Origin of the sequence: Streptomyces sp. NBC_01320 (genome assembly GCF_035974375.1) — a bacterium.
GTDB classification, from domain to species: Bacteria; Actinomycetota; Actinomycetes; order Streptomycetales; family Streptomycetaceae; genus Streptomyces; species Streptomyces yanii.
The window spans coordinates 5,526,274-5,549,125 of record NZ_CP108390.1 but is presented as its reverse complement, the minus strand read 5'-3'; the positions used below and the strand labels follow the sequence as shown (position 1 = coordinate 5,549,125).

Annotated in this window: 24 protein-coding genes and 3 pseudogenes; 14 read left to right on the top strand and 13 right to left on the bottom strand. The window is 70.4% G+C overall.

All coding sequences use genetic code 11. The features are described from left to right. Positions 1-4: 4 nt before the first annotated feature. Together OG395_RS25140 and OG395_RS25135 are read left to right on the top strand one after the other, a co-directional pair. Positions 5-1,009 carry an acyl-CoA dehydrogenase family protein gene (locus OG395_RS25140; RefSeq protein ID WP_327244945.1) on the top strand — a complete coding sequence of 335 codons (1,005 nt, stop codon included), beginning with the start codon at positions 5-7 and terminating at the stop codon, positions 1,007-1,009. A gap of 434 nt (positions 1,010-1,443) precedes the next feature. Next, positions 1,444-1,959 (top strand): ATP-binding protein, encoded by a 516-nt coding sequence (locus OG395_RS25135; RefSeq protein WP_327244944.1) that lies wholly within the window; start codon positions 1,444-1,446, stop codon positions 1,957-1,959. A 38-nt stretch (positions 1,960-1,997) separates the two neighbouring features. Here the strand turns inward: OG395_RS25135 and OG395_RS25130 are convergent, their stop codons facing one another. Next, positions 1,998-2,924, bottom strand: coding sequence for a cyclase family protein (locus tag OG395_RS25130; RefSeq protein WP_327244943.1), 927 nt, complete (start codon positions 2,922-2,924; stop codon positions 1,998-2,000). A gap of 101 nt (positions 2,925-3,025) precedes the next feature. Here OG395_RS25130 and OG395_RS25125 point away from each other — a divergent pair, with 101 nt between their 5' ends. From OG395_RS25125 to OG395_RS25115, 3 genes and pseudogenes are all read left to right on the top strand, one after another. Next, a complete protein-coding gene (locus OG395_RS25125; protein ID WP_327244942.1) occupies positions 3,026-3,940 on the top strand; it encodes an SDR family oxidoreductase in 915 nt (304 codons plus the stop codon). Between the two features lie 172 nt (positions 3,941-4,112). Further along, positions 4,113-4,589: pseudogene (locus tag OG395_RS25120) on the top strand (acyl-CoA dehydrogenase family protein); the annotation flags it as partial. Beyond that, positions 4,586-5,635 carry a Zn-dependent alcohol dehydrogenase gene (locus tag OG395_RS25115; RefSeq protein WP_327244941.1) on the top strand — a complete coding sequence of 350 codons (1,050 nt, stop codon included), beginning with the start codon at positions 4,586-4,588 and terminating at the stop codon, positions 5,633-5,635. The pseudogene OG395_RS25120 and the gene OG395_RS25115, both read left to right, overlap by 4 nt. Before the next feature lie 113 nt (positions 5,636-5,748). Here the strand turns inward: OG395_RS25115 and OG395_RS25110 are convergent, their stop codons facing one another. Continuing rightward, positions 5,749-6,738 (bottom strand): GlxA family transcriptional regulator, encoded by a 990-nt coding sequence (locus OG395_RS25110; protein WP_266982816.1) that lies wholly within the window; start codon positions 6,736-6,738, stop codon positions 5,749-5,751. A 57-nt stretch (positions 6,739-6,795) separates the two neighbouring features. On the opposite strand from OG395_RS25110, the gene OG395_RS25105 reads away from it, so the two are divergent. Continuing rightward, complete coding sequence (locus tag OG395_RS25105; RefSeq protein WP_442818597.1) at positions 6,796-8,121, top strand: MFS transporter; 1,326 nt, start codon at positions 6,796-6,798, stop codon at positions 8,119-8,121. A gap of 23 nt (positions 8,122-8,144) precedes the next feature. On the opposite strand, the gene OG395_RS25100 is transcribed toward OG395_RS25105, so the two are convergent. Beyond that, a complete protein-coding gene (locus OG395_RS25100; protein WP_327244940.1) occupies positions 8,145-8,477 on the bottom strand; it encodes a hypothetical protein in 333 nt (110 codons plus the stop codon). Positions 8,478-8,638: 161 nt separating this feature from the next. Here OG395_RS25100 and OG395_RS25095 point away from each other — a divergent pair, with 161 nt between their 5' ends. After that, on the top strand, positions 8,639-9,964 hold the full coding sequence (locus OG395_RS25095; protein WP_327244939.1) for an MFS transporter: 1,326 nt from the start codon (positions 8,639-8,641) through the stop codon (positions 9,962-9,964). 5 nt (positions 9,965-9,969) lie between these two features. Here OG395_RS25095 and OG395_RS25090 read toward each other — a convergent pair whose 3' ends face one another. From OG395_RS25090 to OG395_RS25080, 3 genes and pseudogenes are all read right to left on the bottom strand, one after another. Beyond that, entirely contained in the window at positions 9,970-10,134 is a 165-nt protein-coding gene (locus OG395_RS25090) for a helix-turn-helix domain-containing protein (RefSeq protein WP_327244938.1), read from the bottom strand. Beyond that, positions 10,131-10,736: a flavin reductase family protein gene (locus OG395_RS25085; protein WP_327249449.1), complete on the bottom strand. Its 606-nt coding sequence runs from the start codon at positions 10,734-10,736 to the stop codon at positions 10,131-10,133. Before OG395_RS25085 ends, OG395_RS25090 begins: the two co-directional genes overlap by 4 nt. Positions 10,737-10,881: 145 nt before the next feature. Continuing rightward, positions 10,882-11,091, bottom strand: a pseudogene (locus OG395_RS25080) (DUF397 domain-containing protein). Between the two features lie 359 nt (positions 11,092-11,450). Here OG395_RS25080 and OG395_RS25070 point away from each other — a divergent pair. Together OG395_RS25070 and OG395_RS25065 are read left to right on the top strand one after the other, a co-directional pair. Further along, positions 11,451-12,419 carry a helix-turn-helix domain-containing protein gene (locus OG395_RS25070; RefSeq protein ID WP_327244937.1) on the top strand — a complete coding sequence of 323 codons (969 nt, stop codon included), beginning with the start codon at positions 11,451-11,453 and terminating at the stop codon, positions 12,417-12,419. 9 nt (positions 12,420-12,428) lie between these two features. Then, entirely contained in the window at positions 12,429-13,301 is an 873-nt protein-coding gene (locus tag OG395_RS25065) for a hypothetical protein (RefSeq protein ID WP_327244936.1), read from the top strand. Positions 13,302-13,402: 101 nt separating this feature from the next. Here the strand turns inward: OG395_RS25065 and OG395_RS25060 are convergent, their stop codons facing one another. Further along, the gene (locus OG395_RS25060) at positions 13,403-14,260 is read right to left on the bottom strand and encodes an enoyl-CoA hydratase/isomerase family protein (RefSeq protein ID WP_327244935.1); all 858 of its coding nucleotides are present in this window, start codon (positions 14,258-14,260) and stop codon (positions 13,403-13,405) included. Between the two features lie 82 nt (positions 14,261-14,342). After that, complete coding sequence (locus tag OG395_RS25055; protein ID WP_327244934.1) at positions 14,343-16,571, bottom strand: acetate--CoA ligase family protein; 2,229 nt, start codon at positions 16,569-16,571, stop codon at positions 14,343-14,345. A gap of 149 nt (positions 16,572-16,720) precedes the next feature. Between OG395_RS25055 and OG395_RS25050 the strand changes: the two are divergent. Beyond that, positions 16,721-16,909: pseudogene (locus OG395_RS25050) on the top strand (IS200/IS605 family accessory protein TnpB-related protein); the annotation flags it as partial. A 67-nt stretch (positions 16,910-16,976) separates the two neighbouring features. Here OG395_RS25050 and OG395_RS25045 read toward each other — a convergent pair. Together OG395_RS25045 and OG395_RS25040 are read right to left on the bottom strand one after the other, a co-directional pair. Then, positions 16,977-17,435, bottom strand: a complete 459-nt coding sequence (locus OG395_RS25045) for a carboxymuconolactone decarboxylase family protein (RefSeq protein WP_327244932.1) — start codon at positions 17,433-17,435, stop codon at positions 16,977-16,979. 215 nt (positions 17,436-17,650) lie between these two features. Continuing rightward, positions 17,651-18,844: a flavin-containing monooxygenase gene (locus OG395_RS25040; RefSeq protein WP_327244931.1), complete on the bottom strand. Its 1,194-nt coding sequence runs from the start codon at positions 18,842-18,844 to the stop codon at positions 17,651-17,653. 369 nt (positions 18,845-19,213) lie between these two features. Here OG395_RS25040 and OG395_RS25035 point away from each other — a divergent pair, with 369 nt between their 5' ends. Together OG395_RS25035 and OG395_RS25030 are read left to right on the top strand one after the other, a co-directional pair. Then, the gene (locus tag OG395_RS25035) at positions 19,214-19,666 is read left to right on the top strand and encodes a DoxX family membrane protein (protein WP_327244930.1); all 453 of its coding nucleotides are present in this window, start codon (positions 19,214-19,216) and stop codon (positions 19,664-19,666) included. Continuing rightward, positions 19,663-20,085 (top strand): Zn-ribbon domain-containing OB-fold protein, encoded by a 423-nt coding sequence (locus OG395_RS25030; protein WP_327244929.1) that lies wholly within the window; start codon positions 19,663-19,665, stop codon positions 20,083-20,085. Before OG395_RS25035 ends, OG395_RS25030 begins: the two co-directional genes overlap by 4 nt. A gap of 10 nt (positions 20,086-20,095) precedes the next feature. On the opposite strand, the gene OG395_RS25025 is transcribed toward OG395_RS25030, so the two are convergent. Beyond that, on the bottom strand, positions 20,096-20,686 hold the full coding sequence (locus tag OG395_RS25025; RefSeq protein WP_327244928.1) for a DUF1707 SHOCT-like domain-containing protein: 591 nt from the start codon (positions 20,684-20,686) through the stop codon (positions 20,096-20,098). A gap of 22 nt (positions 20,687-20,708) precedes the next feature. Continuing rightward, a complete protein-coding gene (locus OG395_RS25020) occupies positions 20,709-21,116 on the bottom strand; it encodes a hypothetical protein (RefSeq protein WP_266982786.1) in 408 nt (135 codons plus the stop codon). A 122-nt stretch (positions 21,117-21,238) separates the two neighbouring features. Here OG395_RS25020 and OG395_RS25015 point away from each other — a divergent pair, with 122 nt between their 5' ends. Together OG395_RS25015 and OG395_RS25010 are read left to right on the top strand one after the other, a co-directional pair. Next, positions 21,239-22,015, top strand: a complete 777-nt coding sequence (locus tag OG395_RS25015; protein ID WP_327244927.1) for a helix-turn-helix domain-containing protein — start codon at positions 21,239-21,241, stop codon at positions 22,013-22,015. Beyond that, positions 22,012-22,257 carry a DUF397 domain-containing protein gene (locus OG395_RS25010; protein ID WP_327244926.1) on the top strand — a complete coding sequence of 82 codons (246 nt, stop codon included), beginning with the start codon at positions 22,012-22,014 and terminating at the stop codon, positions 22,255-22,257. The genes OG395_RS25015 and OG395_RS25010 overlap by 4 nt, the downstream gene beginning before the upstream one ends. A 3-nt stretch (positions 22,258-22,260) precedes the next feature. Here OG395_RS25010 and pspAB read toward each other — a convergent pair whose 3' ends face one another. Then, the gene (gene pspAB, locus OG395_RS25005; RefSeq protein WP_327244925.1) at positions 22,261-22,845 is read right to left on the bottom strand and encodes a PspA-associated protein PspAB; all 585 of its coding nucleotides are present in this window, start codon (positions 22,843-22,845) and stop codon (positions 22,261-22,263) included. Positions 22,846-22,852 lie beyond the last annotated feature (7 nt).

Genomic DNA, 22,852 nt, shown 5'->3' with positions numbered 1-22,852 from the left:
GACTGTGGACTTCCAGCTTTCGGACGACCAGCGGGCCCTGCGGGCAGGGATGCGGGAGCTGCTGACCGGCCGCTTCGGCAGGGAGCGGATGCGGGCCGCGCTCGACGCGGGCGTGGCCGTCGACCGGGGGATGTGGGGGGAGCTGGGCGCGGCCGGGTTCTTCGCGCTGCGGCTGCCCGAGGCGGACGGCGGTGTGGGGCTCGGGCTGCCCGAGTCCGTGCTCCTGTTCGAGGAGGCGGGGCGGGTGCTGCTGCCCGGACCGCTGGCGGCCACGCATCTCGCCGCGGGCGCGGTGGGGGCGGTGGGGGCGGTGAAGGGGGCGGCGGACGGCGGGGCGGTGGTCGCGGTGCTGGACGAGGGGCGGCCGGTGGCCCATCTGGAAGCGGCGGACGCGCTGATCTCCCTGGGCCCTGTCCGGCCGGGAGGGGTGGCGCGGGTCCTGGAGGGGGACGCCTTGCGCGAGCTCGTACGGACGGCACGTCCCGTACGGTCACTCGACCCGCTCACGCCCCTGCACCGTGTGACGGCGGGCGTCGAGGACGGGGCCCCGCTGCCCGGTGCGACGCCGCTGCGGCTCGAAGGCGCCCTGCTGGCCGCTGCCGAGCAGCTCGGCAGCGCCGCCCGGACCACCGAGATGGCCGTCCAACACGCCCGTGAGCGCGAGCAGTTCGGATCGCCGATCGGCGCCTTCCAGGCGGTCAAGCACCTGTGTGCCCAGATGCTGGTGCGCGCCGAGGTGGCCCGCACGGCGGTGTACGCGGCAGCGGTGACCGCGGACCCGGCCGAGATCGCGGGCGCCAAGCTGCTCGCCGACGAGGCGGCCGTCCACAACGCACGGGACTGCCTCCAGGTGCACGGCGGCATGGGCTTCACCTGGGAGGCGGACGTTCATCTGCATCTCAAGCGGGCGTGGCTGCGGGCCGGGGAGTGGCTGAGGGCGGCAGAGGCCGAGGAGGCCCTTGCGGTAGATCTGTGCCGAGTGCACGCATGTGACGCGGGAGACCCCTGAGGCTCACGCTGCGGAGTTACTCAGTGCAGTCGGTAAGCGCCGATACCGGCTTGTGTCCTTTGCGTGATTCGTCACGGGCCGCAGTTGCCGTCTGCTCGGGTACGCTCCGTGGGATGCGAGTGGTTCTGGAACCGGGCGATCCGGGTGTTGCCCGTACGGCGACTCCGGTCCGGACGAGGTGCCCGGCTCGCGTTCCACGCAGAAGCGCCGGGCCTGCCCGGGGAGCGTTCCCCACGGCTTCGGTGCGCTGCTGTTCGACTCCCCGCGACGCGCGTCGCACAGTATGCACCACGCGTACTCCTTCGCGCTGGAATATGCCCGAAGCGCTTGTTGCGGTGACTGTATGTCAACCATGCTGCCTCGTAAGGGAATCACGTTCCGTGACCCTGAGAAGGCGCGAGGCGATGTGTCCGCCGGTTCGGATGGTGTGAGCGGTGCAGGTGCTTCAGGTTCAGCTGGAGGTCGGTCCGGACCCCGCGGAGGTCGGGCGGGCCCGTAGATGGGCGCGGTCGAGACTGGTCGGGTCCGGGATAAGAGACGACGAGCCGCTGGCCGAGACGCTCATCCTGCTGATCTCGGAGCTGGTCACCAACGCGGTCGTCCACACCGGCTGTCCGGCCGTGCTGCGCATGCTCTTCGGCGCGACGGGAGCGGCCGGGACGGCCGGGACCGTACGGGTCGAGGTGGCCGACACCAGCTGTCGCCCGCCGCAGCAGCGGCACGCGCAGGGCGAGGACACCGGCGGTCGCGGCCTGGAGCTGGTCGACGGCCTCGCCGACCGCTGGGGCTGGCAGCCGGAGGGCGCCGGAAAGCGGATCTGGTGCGAGGTGGACCGGGGCGCGCCGGTCGTGCAGATGCAGGCGGGCGCGCACGGTCCGGGTGTGCCGGGCATCGGCGCCCAGAGCACGGGCCCGTACGAACCGTCGCGCGCCGTCACGCATCGCGCATAGCGGCCGGAACGTCCTGGAACGTTCCTGGCGGTGGCCGGTCAGAGAAGGGCGACCGGGGCGACCGGCGTGCCGGTGGCGCCGACGAACGGTTCCGGCATCGCGGAGAGCAGGAAGCCGTAGCGCTCCTCCTCCGCACAGGCTGCGGACAACGTCTCCAGGTTCCAGTTCTGGCCCTGCAGCATGCCCATCTCGACCAGATCGAGCGCGTGCACTCCCAGCCACAGGTCCTCGATCTCCGCGGGGAAGATCTCGAAGGTCAGCGTGTCATTGGCGACCGCGGCGACATCGCGGGCATGGAACCACTCGGGTGTCCGGATCGACAGGCCGGGTGACGGATAGGCGTACGCGTGCTTGTCGCCGGCCAGATACACCTGGACCTGCCCGGTGCGTACGAGCACGATGTCCCCGGCCCGGACCCGGATCCCGGCGAACTCCTCCGCCGCGTCGAGGTCTTCCGGGGTGACGGCGTGGTCGCCGGGCAGCCGGTCGACACCGTGGGCGCGGGCCACGTCCAGCAGGACGCCGCGCGAGACGAGGTGCGGGGGCTTGTCGATCCCGCTGAACTCGGCGCCGCCGTGCGCGGTGACAGTGGTGGCGGGACGGCCGTTGTAGATCTTCCCCGAGTGCGAGGCGTGCGTGAGCGCGTCCCAGTGGGTGGCTGCCTGCAGGCCGAGTGTCACGACGTCGTCGCTGGTCGCGACCGTACCCGGGCCGAAGAGCTCCTGGTTGATCTGGACCATGGCGTGCAGTGGGTTGACCCGCCCCGGAATCAGTCCGCTCTGCACACCGTCCTGCTGGAGCGGGAGCGCGAGAGGGATTCGCTGCCCCGTGCTGACGGTGGCCGCCGCGTCCCGCACCACCGCGTCGGTGATCAGGTTGAGCGTCCCGATCTCGTCGTCCGCGCCCCAGCGCCCCCAGTTGTTCACGCGCTTCGCGATCTCGTGGAACTCGGCGGGCAGGGACATGAGTACCTCCTCGAATCGGTGAGGCGCCGGGTCTTGTGCTGACGGAGCCGACTGCCCATAAAATCTAACGGTTCGTCAGAAACCACGGGAAGGGGCCGGGCATGGGGAACTTCTTGGCAGGCAAGGTGGTGGCCGTGACCGGTGCGGGCCGTGGCATCGGACGGGCCGTCGCGATCGCCGCGGCGGGGGAGGGGGCCAGGGTCGTCGTCAACGACTACGGCGTCTCCGTCGGGGGCGGCGAGCCGACCAGTGCGATAGCCGAGTCCGTCGTCAAGGAGATCGAGGCGGCGGGCGGCGAGGCGGTCGCGGTCGCCGACGACATCTCCACGATGGATGGTGGCCGGCGCGTCGTGGACACGGCGCTGGCGCAGTTCGGGCGGATCGACGGGGTCGTGTGCGTGGCCGGGATCCTCCGCGAACGGATGCTGTTCAACATGTCCGAGGAGGAGTGGGACCCGGTTGTCGCCACCCACCTCAAGGGCACCTTCACCGTCTTCCGCGCGGCCTCGGCGGTGATGCGGAAGCAGGAGGGGGGCGGCACGCTGATCGGTTTCACCAGCGGCAACCACCAGGGCAGCGTCGCCCAGGCGAACTACAGCGCCGCGAAGGGCGGCATCATCTCGCTGGTCCGCAGCGCGGCGCTCGGCCTGCACAAGTACGGCGTCACGGCGAACGCGGTCGCCCCGGTGGCCCGGACCCGGATGTCCGCGAACGTTCCGATGGAACTCAAGGAGATCGGCGAGCCGGAGGACGTTGCCGCACTCGTCGTCTATCTGCTCAGCGAGCGGGCCCGCGAGGAGAAGATCACCGGCCAGGTGTACACGATCGCGGGCCCCAAGATCGCTGTCTGGGCCCAGCCGAGGGAGTTGCGGGCCGGGTACGCGGAGGGGGCGTGGACCCCGGAGAGAATCGCCGACTTCCTGCCGGGGACGGTGGGGGTGGACCCGATGCCGATGCTGGCGCAGCTGGAGGCGATGGCGGCCGCCGCGGCGGCGAAGGCGAGGCCCAACGCGTGACCTCCCACCGGGGCTTCCGCCCCGGACCCCGCTCCTCAATCGCCGGAGCGGCTGGATTTCCGCCCGACCCCGAGGAGTGGACGTGGACTTCGCGTTCGAGGCATCGGACGACGCCTTCCGCCAGGAGGTCCGGTCCTGGCTGCAGGCGCACCTCACACAACCCTGCGCCACCGAGGGCAACGGCTGGACCGTCGCCATGGGCCTCCTCGCCCTGGAGCGCGGTGTCTCCACCCTGGTCCAGCAGATCGGCTTCGCCGCCGAACCGGACCGCGTGGTCCGCGCCGCCGTCGACAGCGGCGCGGTCACCGACCCCCTACTGCGCGAGCGGCTCGTCCGTCAGTGGGCGGAGCTGAAGACCATGCGCTGGAACGCCCTGCCCACCCTGGGCGGTTCGGGCGACGCGGGCGCCCCCAGCGTCGCCGAGCTGCTCTGGGGCGGCCGGCACCGACGTCTCGGTGAGCTCGCCGTGGAGAGCAGGGGCGCATCCGGAGCCGTGGGTCCGGACGACTGGTCGCCCACCACCCCGTACGAACTCGACGAACCGCAGCGCCTGTTCACCCGGTCCGACACCATCCACGGCGGCTCGGACGAGATCCAGCGGAACATCATCGCCGAGCGGGTGCTCGGCCTACCGAGGGAGCCGAGATGAGGGGCGTCGTCTTCGACGGCAAGCAGACCGAGGTCGTCGACGACCTGGAGATACGCGACCCGGGCCCGGGCGAGGTGCTGGTCGCGGTGGCCGCCGCGGGCCTGTGCCACAGCGATCTGTCGGTCGTCGACGGAACCATTCCGTTCCCGGTGCCGGTGGTGCTCGGGCACGAGGGCGCGGGGGTGGTGGAGGCGGTCGGCGCGGGCGTCGTCCATGTCGTGCCCGGCGACCACGTCGCGCTCTCCACCCTGGCCAGCTGTGGCGCGTGCGCCCAGTGCGACCGGGGCCGGCCGACGATGTGCCGCAAGGCGATCGGGATGCCGGGGCAGCCGTTCTCCCGGGGCGGCGCGCCGCTGTACCAGTTCGCGTCCAACTCCGCGTTCGCCGAACGGACCCTGGTCAAGGCCGTGCAGGCGGTGAGGATTCCGGCGGACATCCCGCTGGCCTCCGCGGCCCTGATGGGCTGCGGCGTGGTGACGGGCGTCGGAGCCGTGCTCAACCGGGCGAAGGTCGACCGTGGCGACACGGTCGTCGTGATCGGCACCGGTGGCATCGGGCTCAATGTGATCCAGGGCGCCCGGATCGCGGGCGCGCTGACGATCGTCGCGGTGGACACCAACCCGGCGAAGGAGGCGGTGGCGCGGCAGTTCGGCGCGACACACTTCCTGACGTCGGCGGAGGGCGTACGCGAGATCCTGCCCACCGGCGCCGACCACGCCTTCGAGTGCGTGGGTCGTACGGAACTGATCCGGCAGGCGATCGACCTGCTGGACCGGCGCGGCCAGGCGATCCTGCTGGGCGTCCCGGCGGCGACGGCGGAGGCGTCGTTCCTGGTCTCGTCGATGTACCTGGACAAGTCGATCCTCGGCTGCCGGTACGGCTCCTCGCGCCCGCAGCGCGACATCGCGCTCTACGCGGAGCTGTACCGGACCGGCCGCCTCATGCTCGACGAACTGGTCACGGAGACGTACCCGGTGGAGGACTTCGCGAAGGCGGCGGACGACGCGCACCACGGAAGGGTGGCGCGCGGGGTGCTGGTCTTCTAGTGCTGCGACCGGAAGGGTTTGCCGGGCGTCGCGAGCCGGTGAACCTTTCCGGTGGCAGCACTGGGGCCCGTTCTTGGGATCCGAAAGGCCCCGGGACCGGCGCTTTCCCGCCCTCACCGGCCCCCGACCGTCGCCCGGAACGTCCGCCGGTACACCGTCGGCGACACCCCCAGCGCCGCCTGGATGTGCTGCCGCAGTGATGTCGCCGTGCCGAACCCCGCCGCGCGGGCCACCTGATCGATCGACAGGTCCGTGGACTCCAGCAGCCCCCGCGCCCGCTCCACCCGCTGCTGGGTCAGCCACTGCCCGGGGCTGATCCCGACCTCCTCACGGAACCGGCGTGTGAACGTCCGTACGCTCATCGACTCCTGCTGCGCCATGTCGCGCAGCAGGATCGGCCGGTCCAGCCGGCCGAGCGCCCAGGCTCGCGCACCGGTCGTGGTCGCGGACTGTGCCTCGGGGACGGGGCGCCGGATGTACTGCGCCTGCCCGCCGTCGCGGTGCGGTGGCACGACCGTGCGGCGGGCGACGTCGTTGGCGACGGCCGTGCCGTGGTCGCGGCGCACGATGTGCAGGCACAGGTCGATGCCGGCGGCGACCCCGGCGGATGTGAGGACGTCCCCGTCGTCGATGAACAGGACGTCCGGGTCGACCTGGACCTGCGGGAACAGCTGCTGGAAGTGGTCGGCGGAGGACCAGTGCGTGGTGGCGGGGCGCCCGTCGAGGAACCCGGCGGCGGCGAGGACGTAACTGCCGGTGCAGATCGAGACGAGCCGGGTGCCCGGCCTGATGTACGCGAACGCCGCGGCGAGCTCGCCCGACAGCCTGCCCTCTTCGTAGACGGGGCCGAGTTCGTACGAGGCGGGGATGACGACCGTGTCGGCGGTGGCCAGTGCTTCGGGGCCGCGCTCGACCGTGATCGTGAAGTCCGCGTCGGTGGAGACCGGTCCCGGTGGGCGGACGGAACAGGTAACGACTTCGTACAGTTTCCGGCCCTTGTCGTGCGGCTCGGAACTGAACGCCCGGCCGAAGATCCTTTGGGGGATGCCGAGTTCGAACGGGAGCAGCCCGTCGAGGGCGAGGACGACGACTCTGTGCTTCACGGCAGGGCTCCCTTCACCCCTAGTGGTATAGACCATAAACTGATACATGTCACCGGTGTGAAGGAAAAGTCAGCAGAGCACGAGTGCATTCCCGGCACGGCCCGCGCGAACGCACCCTCGCAGTCGTCCCCCTCGGATTCGTCGGCCGGCCTGCCGCCCCTGGATGTGCGCCGGGGCGGCGAACGACCGGGAAGCGAGCTCTGGAACCGTAACTTCCGGCTCTTCTTCATCGCCCGGACCGCCGCACTCTTCGGCGACGGCATGATCCCGGTGGCGCTCACCGCGGGTCTGCTGGGAGCCGGTCGCCCGCATGCGTCCGTCGGCTTCGCGTTGGCAGCCTGGATGGGCCCGCTGGCACTCTTCGTGCTCTTCGGCGGCGTGCTGGCGGATCGTTTCACCCCGCGTCGAATGATGATCATCGCCGATGCGCTGCGGCTGGTCGGGGCGTCGGTGCTCGCCGTCTCCTTCGCGACCGGCAACCCGCCGCTGTGGGTGGTGTACACACTGAGCGCGGTGGCCGGCGTCGGTGCCGCGCTCTTCCAGCCCGGCGTCGCATCGACCGTGCCCCGGGTGTCGCTGGACGTGCAGCGCGGCAACGCGGTGCTCCGGGTCTCCGAGGCGCTGATGACGATGGCGGGCCCGGCCTTCGCGGGACTTCTGGTCGGACTGGCGAGCGCCGGAGCGGTGTATGCGGCGAACGCGGCGACGTTCGCGGTCTCCGGCGTCTGCCTCTTCCTGCTGCGACTCGCCCCGATGCCGTCCGACGCGACGCAACGCGGCACGTTCGTCGCCGAACTTGTCGACGGGTGGCGGGAGTTCAAGGCCCGCAGCTGGCTGTGGGGGGTGATCGCGATCTGGACCGTGTACGGATTCACCGTGATCGGCCCGATGCTCCCGCTGACCGCGGTCGAGGTCACCGAGGCGCACGGCTCGGGGACGTACGGCGTGATGATGGCGGTGAACGGCGCGGGCAGCGTGGTCGGCGGACTGCTGGCCCTGCGGCTGAGACCGCGCCGTCCGCTCGCGGCGGGTGCGATCGCACTGACCGGGGTGTGCGTGAACCTGGTGGTGCTGGGGCTCGGGCTTCCGGTGTCCGCGCTGGGGGTCGGGCAGTTCGTGGCGGGCGGGGTGTTCGCGTTCTGGTTGGTGATGTGGTCGACGACGGTCCAGACGCACGTCCCGCCGGAGGCTCTGAACCGGCTGCACGCGTACGACGTGGCGGGCTCCCTGCTGATGCTGGCCGCGGGCCGGGCACTGGCGGGACCGGTCGCGGACGCGGTGGGCGCTCCCGAGGTGCTGCTGGCCGGAGCGGTGATCAACGCACTGGTGGTGGGTGTGCTGCTGGTGGCCCGCCCGATCCGCCGCCTGGAGCGGATCGGGTGAGCCGGGCGACCGCGCCCCGACCGTCAGCGCTTCTGCCGATCCCGCTCCTCGGACTTCTGCATCTCGATGACCTGGAAGACATGCGCACTGGTCTGCCTGCGCACACTGCCGCCGACGAGCAATGCGGAACCGAGGACGGACAGCGGCCCTGAGATCGCCAGGACGGTGAGCTGCTTGGGCAGCTCCGACACCACCGTGCACTGCATCGTGACGCGGTAGCAGTACGCGTCCGCCTGATCCACCAGCAGGAACGCCAGCCAGATCCACAGCCCGACGGCTATGAGAAGCAGCCCGGCGCCCCACGCCTGCATCAGTGCGGAACGGTGATGGAACTGCTGGCGTGCGACCCATTGCATGAGATCCCCCGGTTCGATCGGTTCGTCCGCCTCATCCGGCGGGATGCGCGTACGCCCCGGCCGACGGGTGATCGTACGCCTCCCCCAATGGCCCGATCCCTGCGAACCATGTCCCTCCGGCCACTCGTGAGAGCCCGCCCCGAGGCCGGATGCTGGGTGACGTGACCCAGACAACCGAGAGCGCGGCCGCCCGGGACGAGGACCGCCCGGCCGACCGCACACCGTCCCGAAGGCCCTCCCGCCTGCGCATCCACCGCGCCTGGATCGTTGCCGTCGTCACGTTCGTGACGATCATCGGCGGCGCCGCGTTCAACTCCCTGCCCGGCCTCCTCATCGACCCGCTGCACACGGAGTTCGGCTGGTCGCGCGGGGAGATCGGGCTGGCCGTCTCGATCGACATGGCGCTGTACGGACTGACCGCGCCGTTCGCCGCCGCGCTGATGGACCGGTTCGGTATCCGCCGAGTCGTCGTCGTGGCCCTGACCGCGGTCGCGGCGGGGGCGTTCGCCAGTGTCTGGATGACGGCCTCCTGGCAGCTGATGATCTACTGGGGGCTGCTCGTCGGCCTCGGCACCGGCTCGATGGCGTTGGCCTTCTCGGCCACGGTCACCAACCGCTGGTTCGTCGCCAGACGCGGCCTGGTCACCGGCATCCTCACCGCGGCCGGCGCCTCCGGCCAGCTGATCTTCCTGCCGCTGTGCGCATGGATCGTCGAGGAGCACGGCTGGCGCCCGGCCTCGGTCACCGTCGCGCTGGCCGCGCTCGTCGTCGTCCCGTTCGTCTGGCTCCTGATGCGTGACCACCCGGCCGATGTGGGTCTGGCCCCCTACGGCGGTGCGTACGTCGAGAAGCCGGCGCCCGCCCGGGGTGCGGCGGCCCGTACCGTACGCGTCCTGGTCGACGCCGCCCGCACCGGACCGTTCTGGCTGCTCGCGGGCACGTTCGCGATCTGCGGCGCCTCGACCAACGGTCTGATCCGTACGCACTTCGTGCCGTCGGCCCACGACCACGGCATGCCCATCACGGCAGCCGCCTCGCTGCTCGCCGTCATCGGCGTCTTCGACATCATCGGCACGGTCTTCTCCGGCTGGCTCACCGACCGCTTCGACGCCCGCCGACTCCTCGCCGTCTACTACGCGTTGCGCGGCATCTCGCTGCTCTTCCTGCCGATGCTGATGGCGCCGACGGTGCACCCGCCGATGGTCTTCTTCATCGTGTTCTACGGCCTGGACTGGGTGGCCACGGTCCCGCCGACGCTGGCGCTCTGCCGCGAGCAGTACGGCGAGGACAGCGCGATCGTCTTCGGCTGGGTCCTCGCCTCCCACCAGGTGGGCGCGGCGCTGGTGGCGTTCCTGGGCGGTGTGGCACGCGATGTGTTCGGCTCGTACGACATGGTCTGGTACGCGTCGGGGGCACTGTGCGCGACGGCGGCGCTGATGGCGCTGGTGATCCGGCGGCAGGCGGAGCCGGTGGTGGCCGCTCGGTGACCGGCTCAGCCGGCGCGGTCGAGTGGTTCGAAACCGACCTGCAGGCGTAGACCGAGTGCCCCTGCGAGGCGTTCGAGCAGGGGGAGCGTGGGCATGGTTCCGCCGGCTTCGAACCGTGCCACCGCGGGCTGTCGCAACCCGGCAGCCTGCGCGAGCTGCGCCTGCGTCACCCGCTGAAGCGCCCGAACGTCCCTCGGTGGAACAGCAGTGGACCGTTCGCGTCCGACGCCCCCAGTGCCTCCACCCGACCGACCACGATCAGATGGTCGCCGCCCGGGTGGACGGCCTGGATGCGGCAGTCGATCCAGGCGGGCACGGAGTCCAGCAGCGGCGACCCGGTCGCGGGAGCCTCCTCGTACGAAACCCCCGCGAACTTGTCGGCCCCGCTGACCGCGAAGCTCCGGCACAGCGTGCCCTGGTCCGCGCCCAGGATGTTGACGCAGAAGGCCCCGGCACGGGCGATGCGCGGCCAGGTCGTCGATGTACGGGCGACCATGAACGTGACCAGCGGCGGGTCCAGGGAGAGCGAGGCGAACGACTGGCAGGCGAAGCCCGCCGGTCCCGCCGCGTCTTCCGGGTCGTGTGCGGTGACGATGGTGACACCGCTGGCGAAATGGCCCAGTACACGGCGGAATTCGGCCGGGTCGACCGGCAGCCGCTCGTCGTCGGCGACGGCCCGTAGATCCGGGCGCGGCAGCGGATCGACCGGCGTCGGCTCTGCGGTGGTGGCGGCGCCGACGGACCTGAGGTACCGGACGGCGGTGGCGGCCATGCCTGCGTGTCCCATCACGATCCCCATTGAAACTGACGCTGCATCAGATAGGAAGGCCGGGGAAGAGGTTTCCAGGCGAGAAGGAGGCGCCAGTCACGCCCCGGAGCCCCGGATGACCCGGACTTGGGGCGCGAGTGCTCGGTGATCAGCTTCCGGCGGCGTACGTGACGAAGTCTGCCCACGAGTGGGGCGCGACGGTCAACCGGGGGCCCTGGGTGTTCTTGGAGTCGCGGACGTGGACTGCGTCGGGGGTGGTGGCGACCTCGGCGCAGTCGTTGGGGTTGCTGCTGTCGCTGTGGCTGCTCTTGAATCACGCCGGCTCGGAGCCGTCCGCAGCGGAGGTCTTCCGGATCATGGAGGCGCTTGCCGACCGTTGGGGTGTCAGTCCCGGACCCTTCCCCCGTAAGACCGTCTGGGCCGAACTCGACCTCGTACCGTGACCGCCGCCACCGGGTCGCGGATTTCCGTGATTCGGTGGTCCGTGACGCGGCTCCGCACGACATCAAGAGCCTTGAAGAACGTGGGAAATACCCTCCCCAACCCCACCTGCCTCTCGTCACCCACATGGGTGAGGTTGGCCAACTTGGCTGCTATTCGTGCCGGTTGGCTGGCATATGCTCGCCGCGACGAACAACCCCAGACATGCGACGGCCCCCGGCCGGGACTGGCATCCCGATCGAGGGCCTGACCAACGAGGAAGATAGAGCCTTCCCGATGGATACCCAGCAGGTTAGCGCGCCCTCGCCCGCCCCGTCCCGCGTACGCGGAGACGCCACGCCGTCCTCCGGTGTCGTGCACGACAACTCCCGGCACACCAGCCGTTTCACAGTCGTGGGCAACCACCTCACTCAGCACCGTGAACTCTCCCTCACCGCGATCGGGCTCGCCGCACACATCCAGTCGCTGCCCGCCGGAGCCAGGATCGGCATCAAGGACCTCGCCGGCCGCTTCCCGGAGAGCGAGGCCCGGATCGCCGCCGCGTTACGCGAACTCGAAGCCCACGGCTACCTGCGACGTACCCGCACGCGCCTCGCCAACGGCCGGATCGTCACCCGTACGGTCTCCTGCAATCAGCCTGCCGACCGGCGGCCCACAGAAGCTGCTCCGGGCCGCGAGTGTTCACCGCGCCCGCAGCGTACGGTCCGGCCGCTCGTGCCCGTCCGACCCTGCCGGGAGCCCGAAGCCGACGACACGCGTCCGCTCAGGTCTCCGGCCCACATCGTGCCCGTCCCAGGCCGCGAGCGCGCCCCACAAAGCCGGTCCACGCCCCTCCTCGTACCGCAGCCGGCCTTTCCCGCCCCGTCCCTCCTCCGGACCGCCGCCGACCTGCTCGCCGGGCTGCACCGCCAGGACCCGCGGCTGCTGCTCTCCGCGCAGGACGTGGACGTCCTGGCTCCGGGGGTCGCCGCATGGCTGGAGCGCGAGGTCGGCCCCGCCGCCGTGGAGCACGTTCTGACCGGCGAACTCCCACCCGAACCGCTGCGCCGCCCCGCCGGTCTCCTCGCACACCGGCTCACCGCCCGGCTTCCGCCGCCCCCGTTCCGGGCCCCGGCCGATTCCCCGCCCCGGCCGTTCCCGCTGCAGAACTGCGAGGGCTGTGACCTGGCATTCCGCGCGGCGGAGCCAGGAGAGTGCTCCGGCTGCCGGAACGAATACTCCCATCCGACCGCTCAACAACTCTAGGAAATCCACATGGTCAGCTCGTCCCACGAGGCGATGCACCGCATCTTCCAGGAGTACCCGGGACTTTTCTCCCGCGTCTCCGAGGTACTGGGAGTCGCGATCGGTGCACCCGCCTCGGCCACCGTCATGCCCACCGACCTCACCGAGAACCGGCCCCTCGAACGCCGTGTCGACACCCTGCTGCGCATCGACATGGAGGACGACCAGTCGTACCTTCTCGCGATCGAGGCCCAGGGCAAGAAGGACCCGGAGAAACCGGCGAGCTGGATGTACTACCTGTCCTACTTACAGGCGAAGTACAGGCTGCCGCCCATGCTGCTGGTCGTCTGCCAGGACCGAGCGACCGCCGAATGGGCCGCGCGCCCGTTCCCCGTCGGCCACCCGCAATCACCCGTGCTCACCCTGCAAGCCCTCGTCGCGGGCCCGCACAACATGCCGGTGATCATAGATGTGGCCGAGGCCCGCAAGGACCTGGCATTAGCCACGCTGGCCGCGATCACACACGCAGGCGATCCGGACATCGGTGCCATACTGAAAACGCTGTCGACCGCTCTGCGCGACGTACCGGAAACCATCGCCGACCCCATCGTCGAACTCACCGCACAGGGCCTGGGCAACCGCCCGGCCGCACAACAGTGGAGGAACCTGGTGGCCGTGGACCTTTCTTTCTACAAGTCATCCCTCTCGGAGGAGATCCGGGACGAAGGCCGCGCAGAAGGTCTCGCGCGGGGCATCCTGCTGTTCCTTGCCCAGGCCGGTATCGACGTACCCGACGAGGCTCGTGAACGCATCACAAGCTGCACCGACCTGGATGCTCTGAGCCGCTGGCTCCTGCGCGCTCCCACTGCCGCGTCGGTCGAGGACGTCTTCACCGAGAAGTAGGCGGACTACGGCCGGGGCCCGCCGACCGGTGAGTCCCGGCCGCACAGACTGCAGGAGCCTCTCCGCAGCGGTGGAGGATGACGTGAGCGCCTCCGGAGCCCTCACAGCCCCCGGTACTTCGGAGCGCGTCGCTCCACAAAGCTCGCCACGCCCTCGTTGGCGTCCTGCGTCGTCATATTGATCTCCTGGGCCATCGCCTCGGCCGCAAAGGCCGTCGCCCGGTCGGAGTCCAGGGAGGCGTTCACCAGCTGCTTGGTGAGGGCGATCGCGCGGGTCGGACCGTCGGCCAGGCGCTGGGCCCACGCGCGGGCCGTCGCCGTCAGTTCGTGGTTCGGGACCACCCGGTTGACCAGCCCCAGACGCTCCGCCTCCCTCGCCGGGAGCGAGTCACCGAAGAACAGCAGCTCCTTGGCGCGCTGCGGCCCGATCAGGCGCGGCAGCAGATACGCGCCGCCGCCGTCGGGCACGAGGCCGCGGCGTACGAACACCTCGATGAACTTCGCCGAGTCGGCGGCCAGCACCAGATCGCAGGCGAACGCGAGATGGGCACCGATACCGGCAGCCGTGCCGTTGACGGCCGCGATCACCGGCTTCTCGCAGTCCAGGACCGCGGCGATCAGGCGCTGAGCGCCGAGCCGGATCGTACGGGCGACATCGCCCGGCACTCGGTCGCCGGTCGACGGCGCGCCGCGCAGGTCGGCGCCCGCGCAGAAGCCGCGGCCGGTGGCGGTGAGGACGACGGCCCGGACCGTCGGGTCGGCCGAGGCCTCGCCGAGGAGCGCGATGACGCGTTCCCGCTGGTCCCAGGTGACGGCGTTCATCGCCTCGGGGCGGTTGAGCGTGATCCAGGAGACGCCGTTGTCAGTGGCGTGGAGTACCAATGAATCGAGTGGGTCGGCCGACAAGGCGGGGCCGGTGTGTCCGGTGTGCTCGGCGGTGTCTTCGGGGGAGGACGGCATGAGGCAGCTCCTTGGCAGACGGGGTGACGGGTGGGGGGCCGGACGGGGTGACGGGCGGCGCGACCTGTGGCCCGGTGACCCGTCAGCGGCAGACGGCCAGCGCGTCCAGCGCCACCGCGCCCTGCCCCCGCCCCAGCACCATCAGCGGGTTGATGTCCAGCTCGGAGAGGTCGTCGCCCAGTTCCAGCGCCATCCGCTGGACACGCAGCACCACCTCGATGAGCGCGTCGACGTCCACCGGCGGTCCGCCGCGTACGCCTTCCAGCAGGGCCCGGCCGCGCAGTTCGCCGAGCATTGCCCGCGCCTGGTCCTCACCGAACGGCGGCACCCGCACCGCAGCGTCGTGCAGCACCTCCACGAGCACGCCGCCGAGTCCGACCGTGACCGTCGGTCCGAACAGGGCGTCGTGCGTGACGCCGACCATCATTTCGACGCCCCGCTCGATCATCTGGCAGACCAGGACGCCGTCCAGCCCGACACCTTCGTAGCGGGCGATGTCGGTCAGTTCGCGGTACGCGTCGCGGACCTGGCTCGCGGAGGTGAGCCCGACCTTGACCAGGCCGAGCTCCGTCTTGTGGGCGAGCCGTGCGCCCGACGCCTTCATCACGACCGGGTAGCCGACCAGGCCCGCGGCGCGGACGGACGCGGCCGCACTGGTGACCAACTGCTCGCGCGGGACGCGGATGCCGTACGCCCGCAGCAGCTGCTTCGCCGCGTGCTCGCTCAGCTGGTGGCCCGGGCGCATCAGGGCCTGCGCCTTGCGGAACGAGGGGGACGGCGTGCGCGGCGCCTCGTCGAAGGGCGAGCGGTACGAGGCGGCGAACCGGTGGTGGTCCAGATAGGCCTTCACGGCGGTGATGCAGTTGCCGAAGGTGCGGAAGGTGGCGACACGCGACGAGCCGAGCAGCGTCGTACGGTACGCGTCCTCCGTGCCGACCGGCGAGCCCCACACCACACACACCAGCTTGTCCGTGGTCTCCGCCGCGTCCACCAGGTCCTGCGCGAGCCGGTCGCTCATCGGGGGGAACGGGCCGGTGATCGGACAGATCAGCACCCCCACGTCCGGGTCGGCGAGGATCGCGTCGATGATCTTCCGGCCGCGCCAGTCGCCGACCGGGTGCCCGCCGTTGTCGACGGGGTTCGCCACATTGAGATAGCCGGGAATCCATGCGTGCAGCTCGCGCTGCTTCTCCTCGGACAGGGTGGGGAGCTTCAGCCCTGCCCCGGTCGCCAGGTCCGAGAAGTGCGCGCCCGTGCCGCCCGAGATCGAATACACGACGACCCCGTCGGCCTGCGGCTTCCGCGCCCGGGCCAGCAGGGCCGCGGTGTCCTGGAGTTCGTCGAGCCCGTTCACCCGGATCACGCCGAACTGCCGCATCGCCGCGTCCACCACCTGGTCGGCGCCGGTCAGCTTGCCGGTGTGTGACGCGGCCATCCTGGCCCCCGTCTCCGTACGCCCCACCTTGACCGCCACGACCGGCACCCCGGCCCGCGCCGCCCGGTCGGCGGCGAGCAGAAAGGAGCGGCCGTCCTTGAGGCCCTCGACATAGGCGGCGATGGCCCCGACCTCGGGGCGCTCGGCGAAGTACGAGATGAAGTCGGCGGTCTCCAGATCCGCCTCGTTGCCCGTGGGCGCCCAGTGCGACAGCCGTACGCCCAGCTCCTGGAGGGTGTAGACGGGACGGCCCTGGTGACCGGACTGGGTGATCAGGGCGATCGCCGGCCCGTCGAGGTCGTCCCGGAACGCCTCGAACGCGTTGAGGTTGGTGTTCGGCCCGAGCAGCCGCAGCCCCGACCGCTCCACCGCGGCCGCCAGCCGCGCCTGGGCGGCGGCGCCCTCCTCGCCGGTCTCGGCGAACCCGGAGGCGAAGGCGACCGCGAACTTCACCTTGGCCTGCCTGAGTTGCTCGATCACCGGAAGCGGGTCGCCGACCAGCAGTACCGCCAGATCGACCTGCTCCGGCAGATCCCCGACGGAACGGGAGCAGGGCCGGCCGAAGACGGACTCCCGCGTGGGGTGGACCGGATGCAGTCGCGCCCCGACCCGCTCGGCCCAGGCGACGAGCTGCCGGGTGATGCCGGTGTTGGGCCTGCCCTCGGTGTCGGACGCCCCGATGACGGCCACGGACTCGGGCCGGAAGAACCGGTCCAGGTCCGGCACGGGGGCGTACAGAGGGCGGCCGCTGACATCGAGATCACCTTCCGCGGCGGCGACCGCCATGCTGTGGACGGCGGCGTGCGGCTCTTCTCCGCAGGCCACCACCCGGGCGCGGAAGTGTGTGGTGAGGGTGCCGTGCGTCGATCCAAGCATCGTTCCGCCCACTCCTGCCAGAAGTCCGTCGGAGTACCTGTGCCCGGCCAGCCATGAGCTGACACTCTGTCAGGTTACTGAACTGACGCTCCGTCAGGAATGGCTGTGCAGGCAAAGGCTCGGCGGGCCCCGGGTTGGGACTCCCTGCCCAGGGGGTGGAGTGGGCCGACCGCATCGAGAACCGGGCCGTGGCCTACCGCATCCAGCTCGATACGGAGCGCGGCCGCTGGTACCTCACTTCATCCTGGCAACGCCCCGTCGTCCAGGCCATGTCGCCGGCCGCCGCCTGCGCCCGGGGCGTGATCGGCGTGGACAGCGACGTCGATCACTTCGCCGCCACCAAGTAGGGCCGGGAGAAAGCGAGAAGGGCCTCCGCGGCTGCGGAGGCCCTTCTCCACGTGTCGACTACCAGGTCGGCGCGCCCGCCGGCTGCCTGGTGGTGACGTTGATGCGGTTGAAGAGGTTGGTGATGCCGATCATGAGAGTCAGGGCGGCGAGCCCCTGCTCGTCGAAGTGGTCGGCCGCCGCGTCCCAGATGTCGTCCGGCACCGCGTCGCCCCGGTCGCTCAGACGGGTCGCCGCCTCCGCGAGCGCCAGCGCCGCGCGCTCCTCGTCGGAGAAGTACGGCGCCTCGCGCCAGGCCGCCACGGCGAACAGCTTCTCGTCGGCCACGCCCGCCTTCCGGGCGCTGCGGACCCCGTAGTCGACGCAGAAGCTGCATCCGTTGATCTGGCTCCCCCGCAGGTGGACGAGTTCCAGCGTCGAGTCCGGGACGCCACGGCTCCGGGTGGCCTTCAGGAGTTCCTGGATGGCGGGCAGGGCCTCGGGGATGAGGGCGGCCGGGTTCTTCATCCTTGCTTCCATGATGCTGCTCCTCCGGATCTTCGGGGCCTGTGGTGACACCCGCTCGTTTTCGTCCTTCACAGCAATGACGGAACGCGTCGCGCGGATGTGACAGCCCCCCAGAATTTCTTTTCATGGCCGGAGAGGACGTCCTCGGCGGTGTCCGTGACGACGAGGCGGGGAGCGCCGGGCACGCCGGCCTCAGGGACACGAAGTCCCGGGTCACGGCCCCGGGGTCAGCCGGTCCGCTTCGCCAGCCGCTTGGCGATCTTCTCCGCGTCCAGGGCCATTTCGCGGAACATGCCGCTGATCGGGTTGGTGAACCCGGTGAAGTGGAGACCGGGCGCATGCTTCGGCGTGCGGCCGCCGTGCACGACCGGCCTGCCCCGTGCGTCCAGTACGTCGAGGTGTCCGACCAGCCCTTCGAGCGCCCGCCGGTAGCCGGTCGCCGCGATCACGGCGTCCGGCGTGATCCGCGTCCCGTCCGCCAGCACCACGGTGTCCTTGTCGAACGAATCGACGGTTGGCACCGGCAGCACCCGGCCGCCCCGCACCGCGTGGATCAGCCCCACGTCCTGGACCGGAATGGCGCCGTCCTTGACCCGTGAGTAGAGGCCCGTGTCCGGGCGCGGCAGGCCCTGTTCGGAGAGGTCGGGCACGGCGGCCCTGGCCATCAGCCGGCCGGCCCGGTCGACCAGGCGCACGGGCAGCCTGCGGACCAGGATGCCGGTCGCCTGCGCGGGCCAGCCCGCCGTGGAGCGGCGCACGATGTGCGGAACGGTGCGTACCGCGATCCGTACCCGGGAAGCGCCCCCCTCCACCAGGTCCACGGCGATCTCCGCCCCCGTGTTGCCGATACCGACGACGAGGACGTCCTTGCCCGCGTACGGGGCGGGATTGCGGTAGTCCGAGGCGTGCAGCAGCTCGCCGGTGAACGTGTCGCGGCCCGCCCAGTCGGGGATCCTTGGGGTGTGGTTGTAGCCAGTGGCCACGACGACGGCCCGCCCGGTCAGGACCCGTCCGCCGCTTGCGGTCAGCTGCCAGCCGGCGCCGTCCGACGCCCGGTCGACACGGGTCACCTCGACGCCCGTCACCACTTCCAGCTCATGGTGTTCGACGTACTTCTCCAGGTAGCGCACCACGTCGTCGCGGGCCACCCAGCGTCCGAACCGGCGCGGCATCGTGAGACCCGGCAGTGCGGACCAGCGCCGGGTGGTGTGGAGATGCAGCCGGTCGTAGTGACGGCGCCAGGAGGCGCCCACGTTCTCGGACTTCTCCAGTACGACGGCTCGCACACCCTGCGCGCGCAGGGTGGCCGCGGCGGCGAGACCGCCCGGGCCGCCGCCGATGACATAGACGGGCCGGTGTTCCGTGATGTCGGTGGGCGCGGGCGTGGGGCTGCTATCGGCGGTGGAGGTGCTGTCGGGCATGGTTCGGAGCGTAATCGCCCGATTACTTGATGGGTCTCGGTCAAGATCGGGTTCCATTGCGAATTGGTCACGGATGGCTCGGAGTGGCCGGCGGGCCGAGCTGTGCGCGAGGGCCCATTGATTCGCCATGTGACCCAAGTGCATTGAATGGTGGCTGAGTTGGGGCAGTGTCGACGCGGGGTGGCCACTCCCGCGCCGACCCTGATCGAGGGTCGTGCGCTACTGGCCGAACCTTGTCCACATCGAGGGGAAGTGACGTACAGCGTCAGCTCCCCGGTGGTGTTGCGGGGCTATCGGGATCAGTACATCTGACGTACCGTCAGATTCCTTGAATTCCTCAACCCCGCGGCGGAACGGGAAGGGGGCCCGATGCGGACGATTTGGCTCGGTGGAGCCGAGTGGCTCGCCGTCCTTCGAACAGGGCTCGGCCTGTGGTGGCTGGAGAGCTGGCGACACAAGGACAAGAAGGGCTGGTTCGAACGCGGTACGGGCATCGCCTGGGCGGCGGACGTCGCGGGTATGCACAAGTGGCCGGCGGTCAGAAGCGGATTCGAGAAGGTCGTCGCGCCCCGCCCCAAGGCAATGGCCTACCTCGTCGTGTACGCGGAACTCGCCCTCGGTCTCGGGCTGATCGTCGGCTTCCTGACCCCCGTCGCGCTCGTCGGCGGGCTGCTCCTCAATCTCCTCTATCTGGTGCTGATGATCCACGACTGGGCCGAGCAGGGGCAGAACGCGATGATGGCGCTGATCTCGCTGGTCGCCCTCTTCGCCATGTCCTGGCAGGTCTGGTCCCTCGACCACGCGATCGGACTCTTCGGATGACCGCCGCCACCCCCCGCTTCGACCTGCCCGAGCCGGACGACTTCACCCGCCCCTACTGGGACGCCGCAGCCGAGGGCAACCTGCTGCTGCGCCGGTGCCGTGCCTGCGGCGCCGCCCACCACTATCCCCGCGAGTTCTGCCCCACGTGCTGGAGCGAGGACGTCGACTGGGAGCGGGCGAGCGGCCGCGCCACGCTCTACACGTGGTCCGTCGTCCACCGCAACGACCTGCCGCCGTTCGGTTCCCGCGTCCCGTACACGGCGGCCGTCGTCGACCTCGCCGAGGGGCCGCGCATGATGACGGAGATCGTCGACTGCGAGGAGTCGGCCCTCGCGATCGGCATGGAGCTGCGCGTCGCCTTCCGGCAGGAGGAGGGCTGCGAGGCGGTCCCGGTCTTCCGGCCGGAAGCCGATGCCTGACGCGGCGGAGTCAGCGCCGCTTGCCGCGGCGCAGCTTCCACCGCTCCCAGATGTTGGGGTGGCGGACGACCACTCCGCCCATGCCGCCCGAACCGGTGAGGCGGAGCAGCGGTGCGCCCGGGAGCCTCTCGCCCCGGGTCCGGTCCTTGAGGCCGCCCAGGCCGGGACGGACGTCGTCGGTCTCCGCCGCCCACCCCTTGGGTACGACCACGACAACCCCGCCCATCTGGCCGTTGACCTCCAGCTCGATCTCGCGCAGTCGGGTCTCGGTCTGTGTGAAGTCGAGCTTGGCGCCGCCCATGCCGCCGGCCACGTCGATGCGCGCGGGCACCTTCCATCGTCCGGTGCGTGCCAGGCCGTGCATGCCGCCCTCGATGACCAGCGGCTCCGTCGCGTTCTGCGGCGCGGGTGCCAGATCGGCAGTGAGGGGTTCCAGCTCGGCGAAGGTCTTGGCGCCGAGCGCCTGACCCAGGCGCGTATCCAGCTCGTCGAGATCGATGCGGCCCTCGGCCGCCGCCTCCTGGAGCTGCTCCACCACCGCTTCACGGTCGGCGTCGGAGGCGCGAAGCCGGCTGACGGAATTCGGGCGCTCAGGAGTCATGAACCTGATGATACGGAACGGGTCACCAGTCCTCCCGTACCAATTGCGCGACCACCACCCCGTGCAGCAGCTCGGCGTCCACGAACTCCCCTTCCTCCGGCGCCCCGCACCGCCAGCTCAGCGGATACGTGTTGCCGTGCGCCGCGGGGATCCCCACGTACAGATCCCGCGCCGACGGTCCGAGACAGGTCGCCCCCGGCGGCCAGTCGTACCTTTTGCTCGTCCCGGGCGGGATCAGGAAGTACGTCCACCGCCCGCCCGCGACCTCCCGGACCACCGGACCCGGTTCGCCGTCCGTGAGCGTGGCGAGGTGGTGCAGGACAGCCTCGCCGCGTACGCCGCGTACCCGGATGGCGTCGAAGTGGACCCCGGTCAGGTGAAGTTGGAGCCCCGCGGGCGGTACCCATTCGGGGAGCTTCTTGCTCGTCATGGATACGAGGATCCCGCTGACTGCGTAGCGTGACCAGAGAGACACGGTCCACATTTGGCAATGTGGTGAGAACGGTGGTGGCTGTGGGGTCGAGTGGTGAGCCGTCGCAGGTGCGGAGGCTTGTGGGGGATCTGATTCGGATCCACCGGGTGCGGGCGGGGCTCACGCAGAGAGACGCTTCGGAGAAGCTGTTGGTCTCGGAGTCGCTGATGGGGGCGTACGAGCGGGCTGAGCGGATCCCCTCGTTGGACTTCCTGGGGGCTGCGGACCAAGTCTTCGAGGCGTGCGGGGCGTTGAAGGCCTGCGTGGAACTGATGGACGAGGAGAAGTACCCGCCGAAGTATGTGGACTGGGTTCGGCTCCAGCGGTTGGCGCGGGTCATCAGCGCGTACGAAATGATGGTGATCCCTGGCCTGCTTCAGACGGAGGCGTACGCACGTGCGCTGTACGCGTCCCGTGTACCGGCGTACACGGAGGAGGAAGTCGCTCGGCATGTCGCAGCTCGTCTGGAGCGGCAGGCGGTGTTGACCCGCACGCCTCCACCGCGTATCGGGTTTGTCATGGAGGAGTCGGCCCTGGAGCGCATTCTCGGCGGCCCTGAGGTACTCAAGGATCAGCTCCGGCATCTGCTGGAGTGCATGCGGACGATGAGTCACTTGACGTTTCAGGTAATGCCTACCCGTCGGCACATGCATGCGGGACTCCACGGGCCGATGCAGCTGATGAGCACGGAGGAGGGACGCAACTTGATCTTCGAAGAGGGGCATGGCGGGGGTACGTTGATCTCCAAGCCGGACCGGGTCAGCGACCTGTTCGACCTCTTCGGCATCCTGCGGGCGCAGGCGCTCACGCCCTGGGAGTCTGCGGAACTCATCAAGGAGAAGGCGGCGCAGCTATGAAGTCGACGGAACTGGACTGGTTCAAGTCCAGCTACAGCACCAACGAAGGCGGCGAGTGCATCGAAGTCGCCTACGACTGGCGCAAGTCCAGCTACAGCAACAACGAAGGCGGCGCCTGCGTAGAGGTCGCCACCTGCCCCCACACCGTCCACGTCCGCGATTCCAAGGTGATCGACGGTCCCACCTTCGCCGTCACCTCGGCCTCCTGGTCCGCTTTCGTGGCAGGTGCGCGTACCGCCTGATTGTCACAGGCCGGGCGCGCCCCAGACCGGGAACCACCGGGAGAGATCCTGTTCGACCCGCAGGTCGTCGCCCAGTGTCGCCCTGACCTGCAGCTCCAGGGGGCTGTCTCGTCTCTCGGCGCCGCCCGACACCGGGGCGAACGGATAGAACGTGCCGCGTTTGTAGAGGTAGACCAGTGCCAGCGAGCGCCCTTCGGCATTCCGGAAGCCGATCAGTGAGCAGAGCAGTTGCGGGCCGAAGCCGCCGTCCTGGAGCAGGGTGTTGACCGCGTGCAGGTCGTTGACCAGGGCGGCCACGTCGTCGGGGGAGTGGCGGGCGAGCAGCCAGGTGTAGCCGTACGAATCGCGGCTGAATTCCACCGGGATCCCGCCCCGGTCCGTGTCCGCATCGAGCAGTTCCTGTACGTCCTGCTGGATACGGGCGAAGGTGCCGCCCTCCACGCCCGCGAAGCAGACCGAGCCCAGACCGGTGGGGATGAAGCCCGCGCCCGCCTGGAGGGTGAGCGCGGCGGACGGTACGGCGAAGAGCTGGTCGAGGTCGGGGCGTACCGGTTTGCTGCGTCCCAGGATCGTGTCGAGCAGACCCACTGCGGAC